The sequence below is a fragment of the Devosia sp. Leaf420 genome (genome assembly GCF_001425445.1).
In the GTDB taxonomy this organism is placed as follows: Bacteria; Pseudomonadota; Alphaproteobacteria; order Rhizobiales; family Devosiaceae; genus Devosia.
This window is the reverse complement of record NZ_LMQU01000009.1, coordinates 493710-513885: the sequence shown is the minus strand read 5'-3', so window position 1 is coordinate 513885 and position 20176 is coordinate 493710. Positions and strand designations below refer to the sequence as shown.

Annotated in this window: 13 protein-coding genes; 8 read left to right on the top strand and 5 right to left on the bottom strand. The window is 59.9% G+C overall.

Going from position 1 to position 20176, the window contains the following annotated elements:
* The first annotated feature begins 21 nt into the window (after positions 1 to 21).
* Positions 22 to 708, top strand: coding sequence for a TIGR02281 family clan AA aspartic protease (locus ASG47_RS07065; protein ID WP_061908008.1), 687 nt, complete (start codon positions 22 to 24; stop codon positions 706 to 708).
* Here the strand turns inward: ASG47_RS07065 and dusA are convergent, their stop codons facing one another.
* Positions 709 to 1731, bottom strand: a complete 1023-nt coding sequence (dusA, locus tag ASG47_RS07060) for a tRNA dihydrouridine(20/20a) synthase DusA (RefSeq protein WP_061908007.1) — start codon at positions 1729 to 1731, stop codon at positions 709 to 711.
* Between the two features lie 142 nt (positions 1732 to 1873).
* Between dusA and ASG47_RS07055 the strand changes: the two genes are divergently transcribed.
* From ASG47_RS07055 to ASG47_RS07045, 3 genes are all read left to right on the top strand, one after another.
* Positions 1874 to 2323: a universal stress protein gene (locus ASG47_RS07055; protein ID WP_061908006.1), complete on the top strand. Its 450-nt coding sequence runs from the start codon at positions 1874 to 1876 to the stop codon at positions 2321 to 2323.
* 75 nt (positions 2324 to 2398) lie between these two features.
* Positions 2399 to 3772 (top strand): FGGY-family carbohydrate kinase, encoded by a 1374-nt coding sequence (locus ASG47_RS07050; RefSeq protein ID WP_061908005.1) that lies wholly within the window; start codon positions 2399 to 2401, stop codon positions 3770 to 3772.
* A gap of 63 nt (positions 3773 to 3835) precedes the next feature.
* Positions 3836 to 5137, top strand: a complete 1302-nt coding sequence (locus tag ASG47_RS07045) for an NAD(P)/FAD-dependent oxidoreductase (protein WP_061908103.1) — start codon at positions 3836 to 3838, stop codon at positions 5135 to 5137.
* Here ASG47_RS07045 and ASG47_RS07040 read toward each other — a convergent pair.
* Entirely contained in the window at positions 5134 to 6048 is a 915-nt protein-coding gene (locus tag ASG47_RS07040; RefSeq protein WP_061908004.1) for a DMT family transporter, read from the bottom strand. The genes ASG47_RS07045 and ASG47_RS07040 overlap by 4 nt on opposite strands.
* 98 nt (positions 6049 to 6146) lie before the next feature.
* Positions 6147 to 8621 (bottom strand): beta-mannosidase, encoded by a 2475-nt coding sequence (locus tag ASG47_RS07035; protein ID WP_061908003.1) that lies wholly within the window; start codon positions 8619 to 8621, stop codon positions 6147 to 6149.
* Positions 8622 to 8850: 229 nt separating this feature from the next.
* Between ASG47_RS07035 and ASG47_RS07030 the strand changes: the two genes are divergently transcribed.
* Together ASG47_RS07030 and ASG47_RS07025 are read left to right on the top strand one after the other, a co-directional pair.
* Positions 8851 to 10833: a putative bifunctional diguanylate cyclase/phosphodiesterase gene (locus tag ASG47_RS07030; protein ID WP_082511618.1), complete on the top strand. Its 1983-nt coding sequence runs from the start codon at positions 8851 to 8853 to the stop codon at positions 10831 to 10833.
* An 87-nt stretch (positions 10834 to 10920) separates the two neighbouring features.
* Positions 10921 to 11292, top strand: a complete 372-nt coding sequence (locus tag ASG47_RS07025; RefSeq protein WP_061908001.1) for a DoxX family protein — start codon at positions 10921 to 10923, stop codon at positions 11290 to 11292.
* A 34-nt stretch (positions 11293 to 11326) separates the two neighbouring features.
* Here ASG47_RS07025 and ASG47_RS07020 read toward each other — a convergent pair whose 3' ends face one another.
* Both ASG47_RS07020 and ASG47_RS07015 read right to left on the bottom strand, forming a co-directional pair.
* Positions 11327 to 13183, bottom strand: a complete 1857-nt coding sequence (locus tag ASG47_RS07020; protein ID WP_082511617.1) for an ABC transporter ATP-binding protein — start codon at positions 13181 to 13183, stop codon at positions 11327 to 11329.
* A 266-nt stretch (positions 13184 to 13449) separates the two neighbouring features.
* Positions 13450 to 15300 (bottom strand): ABC transporter ATP-binding protein, encoded by a 1851-nt coding sequence (locus ASG47_RS07015; RefSeq protein WP_061908000.1) that lies wholly within the window; start codon positions 15298 to 15300, stop codon positions 13450 to 13452.
* A gap of 313 nt (positions 15301 to 15613) precedes the next feature.
* Here ASG47_RS07015 and pepN point away from each other — a divergent pair, with 313 nt between their 5' ends.
* Both pepN and ASG47_RS07005 read left to right on the top strand, forming a co-directional pair.
* Positions 15614 to 18250: an aminopeptidase N gene (gene pepN, locus ASG47_RS07010; protein WP_061907999.1), complete on the top strand. Its 2637-nt coding sequence runs from the start codon at positions 15614 to 15616 to the stop codon at positions 18248 to 18250.
* 269 nt (positions 18251 to 18519) lie between these two features.
* Positions 18520 to 20175 (top strand): sensor histidine kinase, encoded by a 1656-nt coding sequence (locus ASG47_RS07005; protein ID WP_061907998.1) that lies wholly within the window; start codon positions 18520 to 18522, stop codon positions 20173 to 20175.
* The last annotated feature ends 1 nt before the right edge of the window (position 20176 follow it).

The window sequence follows — 20176 nt, the reverse complement described above, 5'->3', positions numbered from 1 at the left end:
GCCAACGGAGCGACGACGACGATGATCTTTATAGGGATTGCGCTTCTCGTCGCCGTGGGTATTGCCCTGATGATATCTGCCGATGCCGGGAGCATGATCGGCCTGACGCAGACACAGACCGCCCAACTCGTGCCAATGGTGGTGATCCTGATTGTATTTGCTGGCGGGCTTTTCTCAAGGCGGCGCCGCGCGGCAGAATTGCTGGGCGCGGTCGGGCTTTGGGTTGCGATTTTTGCGGCGGTCGGCGTTGGTTACGCTTATCGCGATGAACTGCTGGGTGTCGTCGGTCGAGTGACGGGCGAATTGCAGCCGGGCGTTGCTGTCGTCGATAGCGAAAATCGCACGGCAGAATTCCGGCGCGGCTTTGGCGGGCATTTCGAAATCGCGGCAACGATCAATGGCCATACGACGCCGATGATCTTTGACACCGGGGCAAGCGCCGTGGTGCTGACGCGCGCCGATGCCGAGGCGGCGGGGATCGATCTTGAGGGATTGCGCTATACGGTGCCGGTTTCGACGGCCAATGGAACGGGCATGGCGGCGCGGGCGGGGCTCAAGAACATCGAGGTTGGCGGGATCAGCCGGCGCAATATCGCGGCCTTTGTGGCCGAGGATGGCGCGCTCGATACGAGCCTTCTAGGCCAGACGTTCCTCGAAACGCTGGGCCAATATAGCGTGAGCCAGAACTCGCTCTTGCTGCGCGACTGATTACTCGGCAGCGACCTCGGCGCGGTCTTCGACAGCCGCCAGCGCCTGGAGGAACACTTCCGTGCCGGCATTGGGTCGGCAGGCATCGACGCTGAGAATTTGGCGGAATTGGCGCGCACCGGGACGGCCATTGGCGAGGCCCAGCATATGGCGCGAGATATTGTTTAGGCGGGCGCCGTCGCGAAGCTGGGTTTCGGCGTAATCGGCCATCTCATGCATAACATCGGCAAGGGTAATGTCGCGTGGTGCGTCGCCAAAGAGGCGCTCATCGACTTTGGCCAGCAGCATTGGATTTTGATAGGCGGCACGGCCTATCATGACACCGTGCATGTGCTGGAGATGGACAGCGATGTCATCAAAGGTTTCGATGCCGCCATTGATCACAATCGGCAAGGGTGCAAGGCGCGCGCTGAGCCGGTGAACACGCGGGTAATCGAGCGGCGGGATCGTGCGGTTTTCCTTTGGACTCAATCCCTGAAGCCAGGCTTTTCGCGCATGGACATAAAGCGCGGCAACGCCGGCTTCCGCCATCTTGTCGGCGAAGCGATCCAGGCTCTCTTCGGTGTCCTGATCGTCGATGCCGATGCGGCATTTGACGGTGACGGGCTTGTCGGTTGCGCTGCGCATGGCGCGGACGCAGTCGGCAACGAGGTCGGGTTCGGCCATGAGGCAAGCGCCGAACTTGCCCGACTGCACGCGGTCCGATGGGCAACCGACATTGAGGTTGATTTCATCATAGCCGAACTCGTCGCCGATGCGGGTAGAGGCGGCGAGATCGGCGGGATCGGACCCGCCAAGTTGCAGAGCGACAGGCTGCTCGACGGGATCAAAGCGCAGCAGGCGTTGGGTATCGCCGTTGAGGATCGCGCCTGTTGTGATCATTTCGGTGAACAAGAGACCGCGACGCGTGAGGATGCGATGGAGGTAACGGCAATGCCGATCCGTCCAGTCGATCATCGGGGCAACGGAGAAGCGGCGTGCGGTCTCGAGGGAAACGGCATGGCCGCGCTTCTGGTCGGTCATCAGCGCGCAAACACGTTTTTCTAATCAGGAGGTGGCTGGAATAGACCTTTCCATGGCGGCGGGCAATGGACTGATCTGGATCAAAGCGGACACGCATGCGTTAGTCCAATGTCACACCAGTCCAAGCCAAAAGGGGGAATGAATGTATTCCAACATCATCTGCGCCATCGACGGGTCCGATCTCAGCACTAAGGCGCTGACCCAGGCGATCCATATTGCCGGAAAGCTTAGCGCGCGACTGACGGCGGTGACCGTAACCGAAACATCGATGATCGTGGCGCCGGGGCCGGAAATGATGATGGTCGACACGACCAATATGATCGGCGAACTCGATAAGGCCAAAGCGGAATCCGCAAAGGCGACCTTGGCCGCAGCATTGAAGCTGGGTGAAGCGTCCGGGCTCGAAATGTCCGTCAAGCATGTCCCGAACCTACCGGCAGCCGAGGGCATTATAGCGGCCGCGCGAGAGCTGAATGCGGACCTGATCGTGATGGGATCGCATGGACGCCGCGGGCTTGGCCGGCTGCTGCTTGGCAGCCAGGCGGCAGAGGTTTTGGCCCATGCCGATATACCGGTGCTGATCATCAAATAGCGCTAACATGTTAGCCATGGCGCGGCGGTTTGAATTCCGCTATGGGGCTTAAGCCCCGACGGAGAGCGCTGCGCCATGACACAGTCCCTGCCCCGCCATATCGCCGTGATCGATATCGGCAAGACCAATGCAAAAGTGGTTTTGATCGATGCGGCAAGCGAGACCCAACTTGGCGGGCTCAGCCGACCCAATACCGTCCTTCGCGATGCGCCATACCCGCATGCCGACGTAGATGGGCTGTGGGATTTTGTGCTCGATAGTCTCGGTCGGCTGCATCGCCAGCATGGCGTCGATGGAATTTCCATTACGACGCATGGTGCCACCGCCGCGCTGATCGCGGGCGATCGACTGGCGCTGCCGGTGCTCGACTATGAATATGATGGTCCTGCGGCTTCGGACGAAGCCTATGACCGGGCACGGCCGAAATTTGACGAGACACTGTCACCAAAACTGCCGAACGGGCTCAATCTCGGGGCTCAGATCTTTTGGCAATCGCGCGCCTTCCCCGAGGATTTCGCTCGGGTGACGAGCATTCTGACCTATCCGCAATATTGGGCCTGGCGGCTGACGGGCGTCCTCGCCAGCGAAGTCACCTCGCTCGGCTGCCATACCGACCTTTGGGCGCCGGACAGCGGAGACTTTTCGGCGCTAGTGGATGAGCAGGGGTGGCGAGGGCTGTTTCCGATGATCCGTCCGGCGGCTTCAATATTGGGCGCCATTCGGCCCGATATCGCGACGCTGACAGGTCTTGCGGCAGACACGCCGGTGACCTGTGGGATCCACGACTCCAATGCGTCGCTGGTGCCGCATCTGGGACGGCGCGCTGCGCCATTCACGATCCTTTCGACTGGGACTTGGGCCATTGCGATGACAGTGGGTGGGGACACGGCGCAGCTCGACCAGATGCGCGATAGCCTTGCCAATGTCGATGCCTTTGGACGGCCCGTGCCGACGGCGCGGTTCATGGGTGGGCGCGAATTCGACGCGCTGGTGGACAAGATTGTCGAACCGACAGAGGCTGATCTGACATCGGTCATGGAGCGCGATGTTCAGGCTTTGCCGACCTTTGCGCCGGGGGTTGGGCCCTTTGCAGGCAAGAAGGGGCGGTGGACCGCGGCGCCGGATGGTTTGAGCGATGGAGAACGGACCGCTGCAGCCTCGCTTTATCTCGCGCTCGTCGCCCGCGAATGCCTCGAACTCTGCGGGTTGGGAGAGACCATCACCATAGAAGGTCCATTGGCGCGCAATGGCGTATTTGCGGCAGCGCTGGCGGCTTTGGCCGAGCGGCCGGTGCATGCTTCGGGCGATGGGACGGGAACGAGCCTGGGGGCCAGCCTGTTGTTCGGTGGACAACCCGCGCATGAGCAGCACGATTCTCCGATCGCGCCGCTGATGCATCCAGGTTTTCCGGCCTATGCGCAGCGTTGGCGGGATCGTGTCACCGGGTAGACTTAAGCGGCATTGACGGCGCGCTGCCCAAACCCAATGTTTGAGGCAGATATGGAGGCCGCCATGACGACGCCAAAGCACCGGATCATCATCATCGGTGGAGGCTTTGGCGGTATCGCCGCAGCGGAGGCGCTCAAGCACGCCGATGTCGACGTATTGCTGATCGACCGGCGCAATCACCACCTGTTCCAGCCGCTGCTCTATCAGGTCGCAACGGCGTCGCTTAGCCCATCGGAGATTGCCTGGCCGATCCGGCATGTGCTGCGTCGCCAAAACAATGTCCGCGTGATCATGGCGACGGTGACCGGGATCGACGTTGCCTGCAAACAGGTGATGATCGAGGATGGCGAGCCGGAGCGCTATGACAGCCTGATCGTCGCGACCGGGGCGCAACACGCTTACTTTGGCAATGACGAATGGGAGCAGTTTGCGCCCGGGCTGAAAACGCTCGAAGACGCGACCGGCATCCGCCGCAAGCTGCTGCTGGCTTTCGAGGCGGCTGAGCGCGAGGCCGAGCCAGAGCGGCGGCGGGCTCTGCTGACATTTGCCATCATCGGAGCCGGGCCGACCGGGGTCGAAATGGCCGGGGCGATTAGCGAATTAGGGCGGTCGGCGCTGGCGGGGCAGTTCAAGACCATAGCGCCTGGGGATGTACGCGTCGTGCTGATCGAAGGTGCCGATCGCGTACTGCTCAATTTCGAGCCCGAGCTCTCGGACTATGCGCTCAAGGCGCTGGAGCGTCTGGGGGTCGAAGTAGAGCTAGGGCAAAAGGTCAAAAATATCGACGCCGATGGCGTCAGCTACGGCGACAAACGGCTCGAAACCAAGACCATCATTTGGGGCGCTGGGGTTGCGGCGTCGCCAGCGGCAGAGTGGCTGGGCGTGGAGCCGGATCGGTCGGGACGGGTCAAGGTCGAGAAGGACCTGTCGCTGCCGGGACATAAGGAGATTTTCGTCGTCGGGGACACGGCGAGCATCATGCAGGAGAATGGCAAGCCTGTGCCGGGCGTGGCGCCTGCGGCCAAGCAAGCAGGGGCACATGCGGCGAAGACCACACTACTGCGGCTCAAGGGCGATATGAGCGCGCATCCATTTTCTTATAGCCATGCCGGCGATCTCGCGACGATCGGGAAGCGGGCAGCGGTCCTCGACTTTGGCTGGACCAAACTCACCGGCGGGCTCGCCTGGTGGGTTTGGGGCATCGCGCATATCTACTTTCTGGTCGACGTCAAAAACCGCATCTTCGTCGCGATGAGCTGGCTCTGGATTTATCTGACGGGCCAGCGCAGCGCGCGGTTGATCACCCACGGGCGGGCGACTTCTGCAGAGCCCTTGCGGGAAGTCGAAGAGGGCAAGGTCGGCTAGTGGGGCACAACAACTGAGGGCGCGGGCTTGGCCAAGCTCCGCTCGCGCAACCAGATGTATAGCCCGCTCAAAATGACGATCGGCGCGCCGACATAGAGCCAGAAATCGGGCGGCTGGGCGAAAATCAGCCAGCTCGAAAGCGCCATGAAAATGATCTGAAAGTAAGAAAATGGCGCCAGCACAGTCGCCGGTGCCAGACCCGAGGCCATGGTGATCAACTGATGACCGAGAAAGCCGAAGATGCCCACGGCGAAGAAGGCGATCCAACCATCTGGCGTCGTCGGCCAGGACCAAAAAAATATCACGATCGGCAGCAGTACGACGGTTGCGAAGATACCAACATAAAACTGGCTGGTCGCGGGGCTGTCGAAGGCGGAGACGCGGCGTGTCAGCAGCATATAAGCCGCAGTGCTGAATGCACCGAGAAGGCTGAGGAGTGAGGCTGGGTGAAAGGCGTTGGTGCCTGGGCGAACGATCACCAACACACCGATAAAGCCGACGCCGATAGCGGTCCACCGCCGCCAACCGACGGTTTCGCCGAGGAAGGGGACGGAAAGTGCGCAGATCAACAGGGGGACTGTGAAGGCAATGGCGCCCGTGACGGTCAAAGGCAGATATTGCACCGCGACGAAATTGCAGACGGTGGACCCAAGCAAAGCAAGCGCACGGAAGAACTGGAGTTTAAGGCTCCCTGTCCTCACCATGACCCGGCCATGGCGCGGCAGATGGACCGTCGCCACCAAAGCCAGATGAATGGCGTAGCGCAGGAAGACGATCTGCACGGCCGAAATGCCGACAAGCCCGAGCCATTTGGCGGAGGAGTCGATGCCGGTGAACATGAAATAGGCGGCAAGCGCCAAGCCGATCCCGAGGAGCCGATGCTCTTGGGGCGGGGCGAAGGGAGCAGACATTTTCGATCCATGCGGCCGCAGGAGGCGCGACCCGGATCAAGGGTGGAAGAAAGCTGCCGCCCAGTCAATCGCCGGGCGGCAAAAACTTGTATGGCAGTTTAGAAGGTTTCGGCCAGGTTGCGGACCTTGAGGGAATTACGCAGGTCAGCAGATGTGACGCTCGCGCCATGGCGCGGTTGGAACACCAGCTCGACCGGTTGGCCGGGAAGCAGGGTTAGTGCATTGTCCGAGAAGTAGCCAGGAACATCGACCGTCGCTGTTGCGAACAGGGCGGGCTTGTCCGAAACGAGCGTCAGGACCGCTTGGCCGTCGCGATCGGACCAGGAGGACGCGATCGTGGGCTGGACCAGTTCATAGGCCTTATAGGGCTTGGGGAAGTAGTCGTTTTCGCCGATCGTTGTTCCGGCAGCGTCCTTCCATGAGAAGTAGAGGAACTCGTCGTCCGCAAGATCGGAGAGCGACATAGTTGCGAGAACGATGGCAGCGTCGGGACCGACGGCGGCATTGCCCGAGAAGACCGTCCGGGTCTCGCCAGTGACTTTGACGGCTTGGACGTCAAGCGTGAAAGACGTCGCGCTGCCGGTGTCGTTGATACCCTTGAGGCTGATTGCGGTGTTTTCAGCATTGGGTACGGCGACGACATTGACCAGGCGGAAGAAGCGCTTGGCCATGTATTGCATCAGCTTCCACTGCCCGCCGTAATCAAGGCTCGACCAGCTTGCGACCGGCCAGATGTCGTTGATCTGCCAGTAAAGCGTGCCCATGCAGCGGGGCTTGGTGGAGCGCCAATACTCGATGGCGGTCTTGATGGCGAGTCCCTGCTGGATCTGGCTGAGAAACACCATCTGGTCGAAATCGCGCGGGAAGCGGAAGTAGCGCGTCATCGTTTCGATAATACGGGCATTGCCGCCATTGTTGCGCTGGTGGTTTTCCATGACCGGCGAGGACGGATTGCGGTCCTTTTCTTCCGAGAAGGTCTCAATGACATTCATCGAGGTGAAGGACTGGAAGCCGAATTCGGAGGCGAAGCGCGGATTAACCGAGCGATAGGCGTCAAAGCTTTTGGCCGAATGCCAGACGTCCCAATAGTGGAGATCGCCGCGGGTGTCGGAGTGCCAGCCGTCGGAAAAATCCATGTAGCCGAGCGAAGGCGAAGACGGCCAAAAGCGGCGGGCGGGATCTTCATCCTCGACGATGCGATGCAGCATCGAGTTGAGGCGATCGTAATTGGCGAGATAGCGGCCGGGGTCGGCCTTGGTTTCCGGGTACCAATTGAGCGAGCCGATAACTTCGTTATCACCGCACCAAAGGGCGATCGAGGCGTGGTGGCTGAGGCGGCGCACCTGCTGTGTGATTTCGGTTTCGACCGAGGCGAGAAATTCTCGGTTGGATGGATAACTCATGCACGAGAACATGAAATCGTGCCAAAGCAGAATGCCGAGCTCGTCGCAGAGATCGTAGAAGTAGTCCGGCTCGTACTGGCCACCGCCCCAGATGCGGAGCATATTCATATTGGCAGCTTTGGCGCTCTCCAGGAGATCGCGGATGACTGTTGGCGTGATGCGCGAGGGGATGGCATCGGCCGGGATCCAGTTGGCGCCCATCATGGTGATGTCGCGGCCATTGATGCGACACTTGAACGAGTGGTCGATCTCGTCCTTCTCGATGATCCATTCTAGCTTGCGCAGGCCGATCTTGCGGGTCGTGATTTCGCCTTCAAGATTGGTGGTCAGTTCATAAAGCGGCTGCTCGCCCTGCCCGGCCGGCCACCAGATCTTTGGATTATGGACGGTCACATTGTGGGTGAAGACATTCTCGCCCTTCTGGACGGAAACCTTATCGGTGATGGTCTGGTCATCGATCATGTGTTCGAGTTCGACTTCGCCATGGGCAAAGGCGAAGATGCGCGTCTTGATCGAGAGTTCGACCGAATTGGCGCCGTGGGTCTGGTTGACCTCGACGCTGTCCTGGCGGGCAAGGCGCGATTTGCGGAGCGCCATGGTGCCATAGACGCCGATAGGCATGGTGCAGATGCCCCAGTCCCACCCCGCATGGCAGGCTGCCTTGCGGATGAAGTTCATGTGGATACCCTTCAGGCCATTGGTCTGGTAATTATAGGTGAAGGGGATCGGGAACGGGTGCGCATCGGAGCGTGCTTTGGCGACATCGGGCGCGATATCGAATTCGATGCGAAGCGTGTTTTCGCCAGCGCTGACCTTTCCGGTGACGTCGATGTCATGGCGCACAAAGCTATTGTCCGTCCGCGCGATCTCTTCGCCGTTGAGGAAGATGGTTGCGATGCAATCAACTTCCGAGAGTGTCAGGGTGAGATAGCCATCGATATCAGCGGCCGAGGCTTCAAAGCGGCGCTCGACGGTCCAAGCGGTCTCATTGACCCACATCACGACCTTTTCATTCTCGCCGTAATAGGGGTCGGGAATGAGATCGGCGGCGAGGAGAGCGCCATGAACGTCGCCAGGCAATTCGATGGTCGTGGCGATATCGCGCGAGGTGGCGGTTAGCGCGTATTTTCCGTGCAGGTTCAGCGCAGTATTGAAGCTTGGGATGGTCAAGTCGTCCTCCTGCCGGGCAGGTCCGGCCTCGTCTAGCAGCGGATGGCGTGGCTGCTGAAATCGATTTCGGAAGCGCTTTTAGCGTGAAGAGGTGACGGTTGGAATGCCCGCAAGCGCGCATTTTTTTATCTTTTGCATCGTTGCGATCAGCTTGAGAAGAGAATGCGACGCTGGATTTACTGATCTATTAGGAAGTTGCTGCTTAGTCTTCCTTGGTTAGGGGCGTTCGATGGCAGTTTTCCGGCAATTTTGCCGCAGTGTATTCGGTGGGCAGGCGACGGCAGAGCTGACGCTAGCGCAATGGAATGCCCTGCGCCTGCAAGTGCCGCTGATGTATGTCATGCTGCTGACCAATTCGATCATCCTGGCCGCCACACATTATGCCGTCGCGCCGCATGGATTGACGCTGATCGTCCCTGGCGTCCTGACCGTCCTTTGCACCCTTCGCATTGTGATCTGGATGCGCGATGGGAAGCGTCCGGTGACGGTCGAGAAGGCACGGCGCGGGCTGCGCATGCTGGTCATCCTCGGGCCGATGCTGGCCGTTGGTTTCACCTGGTGGTCGCTGAGCCTTTTTCCTTATGGCGATCAATATCAGCAGTCCCACGTGGCCTTTTTCATGGGCATCACTGTGATCGGCTGCATGTTCTGCCTTTTGCGCGTGCGTCAGGCGGCGCTGGCGATCAGCGCGATCGTCATCGTTCCATTTCTTCTGGTTTTCGGCACCGCGGGTGAGCCGACGCTGCTGGCCATCGCCGTCAACATGTTGCTTGTGACGGCCACGCTGACGGTGATCCTTTTCGGCAATTATCGGGACTTTGCCGGTCTCGTTGCCTCGCGCACGGCAATTGCACAGAAGCAGGCCGAGACACAGGCGCTGCTTGAGGAAAACCACCGCCTCGCCTGGCTCGATAGCTTGACCGGCGTGCCCAATAGGCGCTCGTTCCACGAGACGCTCGGCGCCTGTCTCGAAGAAGCGGGGCGCGAGGGCCGGACCATTGCGCTAGCGCGGCTCAATCTTGATGCGTTCAAGGCCGTCAACGAGGTGTTCGGGCAATTCATGGGCGACCAGGTGCTGCGGGAAATCGCGCAGCGGCTCGACCAGAACAAGCCACCGCATTCGTTTTTTGCTCGTCTCGATAGCGATAATTTCGCGCTGATCGTCACGGAAAACACCGGCAGCAAAAATCTGGAGCGGCTGGGCAAGCGGCTTGGCGATATCGTCAACCAGCCGATCACCCTGGTGCAGGGCACGGCCCATGTCACCGCCTCGATCGGTTTTGCCGCATCAAGCGTCGATGACACGCCAGAGACGCTGTTCGATCACGCTGATTACGCGAGTTGGCTGGCTAAGCGCGATATGCGCGGCCGCTGGATGATCTTTTCGGCCATCGATGCGCATGACCTCCGGCAGATCCGCCGGATGGAGCAGATGCTCCACGCTGCCGACCTCGACAGCGAAATCTACATTTTGCTGCAGCCGCAATTCGATGTCTCGATTGGCGAGACGACGGGCTACGAAGTACTGGCGCGCTGGCGCAGCCCGCATCTTGGCGAAGTGTCTCCCGCCGATTTCATTCCCATGGCGGAGCGCATGGGGCAGATCGGGCGGATCACACAGGTGGTGTTGCGCAAGGCGATCGAGGTCAGCAAAACCCTGCCGCGCGGCGTTCGCCTGTCGGTCAATCTTTCGGCGCACGATATCGGCTCTGATGCGGCCGTCGATGAGGTGATTGCACTGGTCAAAGCCGCGGACCAGCCAACGCGGATCGATTTCGAGATAACCGAAACGGCAGTGATGCGCGATCTGCATCAAGCAAATGAAGCGGTGTCGCGCCTCCTCAATCTCGGGTCGCGCATCGCGCTCGACGATTTCGGCACGGGTCACTCGAGCCTTACCCATGTGCAGCGTTTGCCGCTCCATCGGATCAAGATCGACCGCAGCTTTGTTGCCGAAGTCACGACCGACAGCACGAGCCGCGCCATCGTCAAAACGATGATCGACCTCTGCCGCAATCTTGGGATGTCCTGCGTGTTCGAAGGGATCGAGACCGAGGAGCAGCTCGAAGCGCTGGTCGGGCTCGGCGGAACAGTGATGCAAGGCTATCTCTTTGGCCGCCCCATGGCGCCGGAAGCAGCGCTTGAACTCGCCGCGCGACCAGGAGACGGCAAAAGGAATGACCGCTTGCGCCAATACGGCACGACAAGCTGAATTTTCCCGATCGCGTGTCGAAACTACCGCCCGAAAATCGTCGCAAGGTCAGCGGCTCAACAGTGAGCGCGGGATGGACAAGACAAAATGATCAGGACAGGTTGGGTATTGAGCGTGCTGGTCACGCTGTTTCTTCTCGGCGCTTCGGCAGCGCCAAAGCTGATGAATTCGCCATTGGCGCTGGAGCCGATGACTGTCGTTGGCTGGCCAGCAAAATACATGCTGCTTATTGGCCTCATCGAGGTGCTTTGCGCTGTGCTCTATATCATTCCGCGCACGGCCCTATTGGGCGCAGTACTGACGACCGGGCTTTTGAGCGCGGCGCTGGCGGCCAATCTGCGGGTCGACAATCCGCTTTTCAGTCACACGCTGTTCAGCGTCTATTTCGGTATTTTGGTTTGGGTAGCGCTATGGTTGCGCGAGCCCAGGATACGGAATCTCTTTCCGATCATCCGCTAAGAAAAAGCCCCGGCATCGCTGCCGGAGCTTTTTGCTATTGCGCAGCTTCCAAGTCCAAGAACCCACCGGACTGACGCTCCCAGAGCATGGCGTAGTGCCCTCCAGAGGCGAGGAGTTGCGCGTGCGTTCCCTCCTCGACAATCCGGCCCTTTTCGAGCACGACAAGACGGTCCATGGCGGCGATGGTTGAGAGACGGTGGGCGATGGCGATCACCGTCTTACCCTGCATCAGCATGGTCAACTGCTCCTGGATTGCCGCTTCGACTTCGGAGTCGAGGGCAGAAGTCGCTTCATCCAACACGAGGATCGGCGCGTTCTTGAGGAGAACGCGGGCGATGGCGACGCGCTGGCGTTGGCCGCCCGAGAGCTTTACGCCCCGCTCTCCGACATGAGCGTCATAGCCCCGACGGCCCTGTGGATCGGACAGGCCCATGATGACTTCATGCACATTGGCCTGCTCGGCGGCCCGGATCATCTCTTCGTCACTCGCCGAATGGCGGCCGTATTTGAGATTTTCGCGGACCGAGCGATGCAGCAGCGACGTATCCTGGCTGACAAGGCCAATGGCGGCGCGGAGGCTTTCCTGGGTTACCGAGCGGACATCGTGGCCGTCGATGCGGATCGATCCGTCCTGAACATCGAACATGCGCAGGGCAAGGTTGACCAGCGTCGACTTGCCTGAGCCCGAACGTCCGACAAGGCCGATCTTTTCGCCTGGTTTGATCGTCAGGTTGAAGGCATCGATGACGCTGCCTTCCTTGCCCCGCCAATAGTTGAAGCTGACATTGTCGTAGTGGAGGCCACCCGCCGTGACTGGCAGAGCCACCGCTTCGGGCGCGTCGAGCATGGTGAGGGGCTGAGCGATGGTGTCCATCGAGTCCCGCGTCGTGCCGATCTGACGGAAAATGTTCGACCCGATCTCGAGGATCCAGCCGCTCATATTCATGATCTGAAGGGCAAAGGGAATGGCAGTCGCCACCGCAGCGGCTGTCAGCGTCCCATTGTTCCAGCCGGTCAGTGACAGCCAGGTGACCGAGACCACGAGACCAGCATTGAGCAAGAAGAGCGTCGACCACATATAGGTGAAGACCCGCATGAGTTTGCGAAAACTCTTGGCGTGGTCGAGGACGCTGTCGGAGACATAGCGGTCCTCATGCTCGCCGGTAGCGAAGGTCTTGATGGTCTGGATATTGGTGTAGCTGTCGACGATGCGACCGGTCATCACCGATTTGCTTTCCGAAAGCTCTTCGGAGTAACGAGCAATGAGCGGCATGGTGATGGTGAAGAGCACCGCATAAAGCAGCAGCCAGATGCCGATGGGTACCAGCAGCAACAGATCGAGCTGTGCCAGGACGATGATGGCGACGACAACGAACACCAGAGCATACCAGGCGGCGTCGATGGTCAGGTTGACGCCGATCTCGATGGCTTCACCAACTTGGATGACCTTATTGGCGATGCGGCCGGCAAAGTCATTCTGGAAATAGGTCCAGCTCTGACGGATGACATGCCAATGGCTTTGCCAGCGGATAATGTCGACGAGATTGGGCACGATGGCATGGTTGCGCACCAGCGTATCGAGGAGGAAGGTCAGCGGCCGGACGAGCACCACCACGAACACCATCCACAAAAGAGTCTGGCCGTGCTGGTCGAAGATTTCGCCTGGATTAGTGGTGGCCAGCATGCCCACGATCATGCCGACGAAAACGGGCATGAGCGCATCGGCGACCGAGCCGATGGCGACAAGGCCTATGCGGATAGCAAAGGCGCGCTTGAACTGGCCGATGAAGTAGCTGACGAAAGGTCGGAGGCCCATGGGCGGCTGGCGGTTCTTGGCCAGAGCGACGGGCGAATAAAGATTGTCGAAGAATTCGATGACGCGGTTGAACATTTTCTGCTCATTTTATTGAGCCGCGCCTGACGGGAGCTTCCTTAGTCGTATTGCTGGGAAGGAAAGCTGGTTTCCACTTTTCCTAGCGATACTTGCTTCCTGGTCAGGTTCGGTGCCGATCGGTGGGTTTGGGTTGGCTCAGGGCAAATGCACTCGGGTTGCCCATATGTCGCGTCATGATGATATCTCCCATTTGGGATCTCCTTGTTTGGTGCTGCCCCTCGGGGCGGCGGGTTGATAACTCTATGTCGGAAACGGAGCGGCGCTTATTGCGCCGCGTCCTCCACCTGATCCATCTCGAGGAATCCGCCTGATTGGCGGGCCCAGAGCTGGCTATAGATGCCGCCTGAATCGACGAGCTCGGCATGGGTACCCTGCTCGACGATCTGGCCTTTGTCGAGCACCACGAGACGATCCATCATGGCGATGGTGGAAAGGCGGTGGGCAATGGCAATAACCGTCTTCCCGCGCATCAGCAGCTCGAACTGGCTCTGGATGGCAGCCTCGACCTCCGAATCGAGGGCGGAGGTCGCTTCGTCGAGCACGAGAATTGGCGCGTTTTTCAGGAGTACGCGGGCAATAGCGATCCGCTGGCGTTGGCCGCCGGAGAGTTTCACACCGCGCTCGCCGACATGGGCGTCGTAACCGGTGCGACCCTTGTAGTCGGTGAGGTTGAGGATGAAATCATGGGCCTCGGCAAGCTTGGCCGCTTCGATCATCTCCTCTTCGGTCGCATCCGGACGGCCGTAGGTGATGTTTTCGCGCACCGAGCGATGGAGCAAAGACGTATCCTGCGTGACGACGCCGACATTGGCGCGGAGGCTATCCTGCTGGACCTCGGCAATGTCCTTATCGTCCATAAGAATGCGGCCACCCTGACGGTCGTAGAACCGCAGCAGCAGGTTGACGATGGTGGACTTGCCGGCGCCTGAACGGCCGACGAGACCGATCTTTTCGCCCGGCTTGATATTGAGGTTAAGGCCCTCGATGACGCCGGATTCCTTGCCATAGTGGAACGACACGTTGTCGAACTTGATGTCGCCGGCAACGCGGCCGATGGCCTTGGCCGCAGGCTTGTCCGAGACGACGCGCGGCAATGAGATCGAGTTGATGCCGTCCTTGACCGTGCCGATGTTTTCGAACAGCGACGACATTTCCCACATCACCCACTGGCTCATGCCCTGGAAGCGCATGACGAGGCCGAGTGCAACTGCAAGCGCGCCCGGGCTCATGATGCCCTGCATCCAGAGCCAAATACCCGTGGCGCCGACGGCAAAAAGCAGCAGCGCATTGGACCAGAGCACCAGCATATTGAGCCAGGTGAAGAGCCGCATCTGGCGGTAGACGGTGTCGAGGAACTCGTCCATCGCCTCGCGGGCATAGGTCTCTTCGCGGTTGGAATGGCTGAAGAGTTTTACCGTCGCGATATTGGTGTAGCTGTCGACGATGCGGCCGGTCATCATCGAGCGCGCATCGGCCTGCGCCTGGGAAATCTTGCCCATGCGCGGGATGAAATAAACCATCAGAGCGACATAGGCAGCGAGCCAGGCGAGAAACGGCACTGCGAGCCGCCAATCAGCGGCGGCGGCCAGAATGACGGCGCCCGTGAAGTAGACGACGACATAGACCAGCATGTCGAGAAGTTTCATGACCACTTCGCGCACGGCGAGCGAGGTCTGCATCAGCTTGGCGCCGATACGGCCGGCAAACTCATCCTGGAAATAGCTCATCGACTGACGGATCAGATAGCGATGGGCCATCCAGCGGATGCGCTGGGGGAAGTTGCCCAGGAGTGTCTGGTTCATGGTCAGCGTCGAAAGAAGCGCAAAGCCCGGCACGATGAACACAACCATCGCGCCCATGAGCGCCAGCTTCCAACCGTCCGTCTCAAGGAACGTGTTGGGATCGGCGTCGGCGAGCCAATTGACCACATCGCCAATGAAACCGAAGACGAGGATTTCGCCGATAGCAACGGCTGCGGCGGCAAAGGCCATCAGGGCCAGCCACTTCTTGGCGCCAAGGCTATAGTGCAAGCAGAAGGCGAGCAGCCCCTTTGGCGGCTCCGTCGGCTCACCTGCAGGGTAAGCGTCGAGCCGCGTTTCGAACCATTTCAACATAACGTCACCATACCTACCGTCCGGAAGGACACCGTGGCCAAACGCTATGCGACGGCAATGACAATGGCCGTCAGCAGAGCTGGCAATGGTCGAACCACCCAGGAAAACTTCAAGGACCGCGCTCGGTACGCCCCCAAGTGGCGCAGAGGAGCTGCGTGGTGCATTGCCCGTTCCTCCTCCTCGCACCGCCCTATGGGCACGAAGAATTGGGCTATGCAGCCAAGAGCGGCGTAGAATACACAAATGGAGAGAGTCGGCTGTTACCCGATGGCCACATTAGACTGCCAGAAATAACGTTGTATTGGATCGCCTAATGCGCACCGAGACCGAGCACACCATTTTTCTCAAGGACTATGCCCCGACGCCCTACGCGATCGTCGCCGTGGACATGGACTTCAAGATCACTGCGGCTGGGACTCGGGTGCGCACGCAGATGACGGTGGAGCCGCGACCTGAAACGGCGCCGGGGACGCCGCTGGTGCTTGATGGCGATGGACTGACGCTCGATTCCATTGCCATTGATGGCCTGCCGCTGATGCTCTCGGCCTATGCCTCAAACGAGACAGGTCTCACCGTTGTGGAACCACCGTTCCGCCGCTTCGTGCTCGAAACGGAAGTGAACCTGCAGCCCGACGCCAATACGAAGCTGATGGGGCTCTATCGCTCGGGCGGGACCTGGTGCACCCAATGCGAACCCGAGGGGTTCCGGCGCATCACCTATTATCTCGACCGGCCCGACGTCCTCGCCACATTCAAGGTGCGGATCACTGCGCCCAAAGACATTGCGCCGGTGCTGCTCTCGAACGGCAACCTCGTCGACAAGGGCGAAGCTTCCGACGGCATGCATTTCGCGCTCTGGGAAGATCCGTTCCCCAAGCCCGCTTATCTCTTCGCGCTCGTTGCCGGCGATCTGGGCTCGATTACCGACACTTTTACGACCATGAGCGGCCGCAAGGTCGATCTCGCAATTTATTGCGCCCATGGCAAGGAAGCCGAATGCGTCTATGCCATGGACAGCCTCAAGCGCTCTATGGCCTGGGATGAAAAGCGGTTCGGCCGGGAATATGATCTCGACGTTTTCAACATCGTCGCCGTATCCGATTTCAACTTCGGCGCGATGGAGAACAAGGGCCTCAATATCTTCAACGACAAGCTGGTTTTCGCCCTGCCCGAGATCGCGAGCGACGCCAATTATTCCAATATCGAGCGCGTCATCGCGCACGAATATTTCCATAATTGGACCGGCAATCGCATCACCTGCCGCGACTGGTTCCAGCTCTGCCTCAAGGAAGGGCTGACGGTCTATCGCGATCAGGAATTCTCCTCGGACGAGCGTAGCCGCCCGGTGCAACGCATCCACGATGTCGAAAACCTGCGCGTGACACAGTTTCCCGAGGATGGCGGTCCGTTGGCGCATCCGCCGCGGCCTGACCATTATCGCGAAATCAACAATTTTTACACGACAACTGTCTACCAGAAGGGCGCGGAAGTCGTCCGCATGCTGGCAACGCTCCTCGGCGAGGCTGGTTTCCGCAAGGGAATGGACCTTTACTTCGAGCGCCATGATGGCGAGGCGACAACGATCGAAGCTTTCATCAAGGTGTTCGAGGACGCCAATGGGATGGAGCTCAATCAGTTTGCCCGGTGGTACACCCAGGCGGGAACGCCAATCGTCAACGCGCGCGACACGTACGACGCCGCGAGCCAGACCTACACGCTGAGCCTAAGCCAGCGGACGGCGCCCACTCCAGGCCAACCGGAAAAGGCGCCCTTCGTCATTCCCGTGAAGTTTGGGCTTATCGGACCAAATGGACACCCTGTGACTTGGTCCGAAGTCAGTGGCGGTCGCGTAGAGGGCGACCTCATCGTCCTCGACCAGGAAACCGTCACCCTGACGTTTACCGGTGTTGCCAATCGGCCCGTGCCGTCGCTGTTCCGCGGTTTTTCAGCCCCCATCAAGCTCGAGACGGGGCTCGGTCATGGCGATTTGCTTTTCCTCGCGCGGCATGATAGCGATCCATTCAATCGTTGGGATGCGATGCAGACGGTTGCAACGCAATTGCTCGCCAAGAGCGCCACTGGCGCGAAGCCGACGACCGGTGACATAGATGCCCTCCGGCAGGCGATGATGGATACGCTCAACGATCCATCGCTTGATCCGGCCTTCAAGGCCCAGGCGATCGGCATTCCGGACGAAACCGTGATTGCGCGGCATATCGGGCGCAATGTGGATCCAAGCGCGGTTAGCGCGGCGCGGGCAAGCCTCGTCAAAACCATCATTGGCCCAATTGCGGCACAGCTTGAAGCGGTCTATCGCGAACTCGCTGTTTCCGGACCCTATAGTCCCGATGCGGAGCAAGCCGGACGCCGGTCGCTGCGCAATCGGCTGCTTGCGCTGCTGACGGCAGGATCGGACCTCGGCGCGGATCTGGCCGAGGCCCAGTATTACGCGGCGACCAATATGACGGACCGCTACGCTGCGCTCGCAATATCGGCGCATAACTGGACCAAGGCCGCGCCTGCTCTACTTGGGGATTTCCGAATGCGTTTCGGCGGCGATCCACTGGTGTTCGACAAGTGGCTGGTGGCGTCCTCGCAGGCGCCGGACGACGGGGTGATCGAGCGCCTTCGCTCTATCCTTTCGGCACCGGACTTCCCCAAGACTAACCCCAATCGCCTGCGCTCCCTGCTCGGCAGCTTTGTCATGAGCAATCTCGAACAGTTCGCACGCGCCGATGGGCTTGGCTTCCGTTTCGTGACCGAAGCGGCGGCGGAAATCGATAAGGTCAATCCGCAGGTCGCGGCTCGCATCCTCACAGGCTTCCGGACATTGCCACTCCTTGAAGCCAATCGCCGCGAGATCGGGCGGGCAGCGCTCGAAGCACTCAAGAGCCAGCACGCGCTCAGCCGAAATACCGGCGAAATTTTGGATCGAATCCTCGCCGGCTGACCCCAAATCACAGCCCGCTGTTTGGCGCTAAGCCACGGCTTCTGGGCACCTCAGACGAGTATTCCACAGGCGGGTTCCGGAGACGTTCTCCGGGACCCTTTTTCTTAAACTATTTTTCTTTGAGCCTAAGTGACTCAAGAGACTCGCGTTTTTTGACAAGCCCAAAACAGCCCCTGTGAGGACTCTGGACAACACCCCTCGGGATGATTCATTAATCGTTAACGGGCAAATCGCTTCGAGACTAACCTCTTCTAGTTCTGGAGAATTTTATGCAGTCGTCGGAGACCTCCGGCGCCAGTGCTGACAAAATCGGCGCGGGCAATGGACGAAATTTCTGGCGTGTCCGCCACCACGGCAAGACTGCATCCCGCAGCCGGCACAACAAGACACCATCGGTCACGATGTCAGTCGCCGGAACAGCTTTTATCGCCGCAACGCTCTTCGTTGCCTATGACGTGTATTCGACATTGGCGGAGGTGAAGCGCGAGCTGGCTCTGATGGGCACCGCTGTTGCAGCGCGCGTCGCCACCGTTGCGCCGGAAACCGCAGAAGCAACTTTGGCGGGCAGTCTGGGTGATTATCCCGGGATTGTCAGCGCAAGCTTCATCCAAGGTGGCGTACCCGAGCAACGCCCGCTCTTTTCCGAATTGGTCCCCGCTGGCGAGCATGGGCTTATCAGCATTGAAGGCGAACAGTCCGGTGCGTTAGCCGGTATTGCAGGCCGTGGCGCTGCAGCCCTCGCCCTTGCCGGTCTTATGACCGCGTTTACACTGCGTCGCCGCCGCGACGACGATACCGAAGTTGATCTACAGCTCGAAACGCTCGAAGTCCTGACTTCCGCCATCCCCATGGGCGCTGCCTGCTGGACCCAAGAAGGCCGCATGATCGTCTGCAATGAGGATTATCGCGCCCGCCTCAAACTCCGCGACAATGACATTACCTACTCGGAAGCCTTGGGGCGCCTGTTGACGGGGGGCTACCTCAAGCTACTCCGCGAAGATCGCGGCAATCGCCTTCTGGAACTGCATCAGGTCGATGGCTCTTGCTTGATGATCGAAGAGCGTCCCCTGGACAATGGCGGGTTCATGACGCTCGTGTCCGACGAAACCAAACGGCGCCACGCCGACGTTCTGCTCACGACGATCCGCGAAGAGCAACGCCAGCTGGCGCGGCGCTATCATGAGGAAAAGATCAAGGCCGAGGCTGCGAGCCGCGCCAAGACCAATTTCCTTGCCCATCTCAGCCACGACATCCGCACGCCGCTTAACCACATCATCGGCTTTGCCGAACTGATGGGCCGGGAAACCTATGGCAAGCTCGGCGATCCGCGCTATGCCGACTATGTGCAGTCGATCCGTAATTCCGGCGAGCATCTGCTCAACTCATTCTCTGCCATTCTCGACCTCGCCGAACTCGACAACGGCCAGAAGGTGCTCCGGTCCGACACAGTGCCGGTTGATGAGGTCATCGATTCCGTCAGCCGCCGTTTCCAGGCGCAAATCAAACGCGCCGGCCTCGAACTTGCTGTCAGCGCCAATTGTGGTGCCGTGCTCAATGGCGATCGCCTGGCCCTCGTCCGCATGGTTGCCAATATCGTCGAAAATGCCATTCGCTTTACGCCGCCAGGCGGGGAGCTGACCCTAGCCACGTTCGCGGCTGAAGATGGCGTCGTGATCGAAGTGACCGATACCGGCATCGGTATGAACGAAGAACGCCTGAGCAGCCTCCGTCAGCCATTCGCCCTTGGCGATGCGACTTTCACCAAGGAAGGCGTCGGCCCTGGCCTCGGGATTTCGATCTCCCGCGCCATTGCCGAATTGAGCGGCGGCCGCATGGTGATCGACTCAACGCCTGCGATCGGCACGACCGTTGCCATCTCCCTCCCCATCGGAGCAGACCTATCTAAGGCGACCGTGGCAGCCTGAT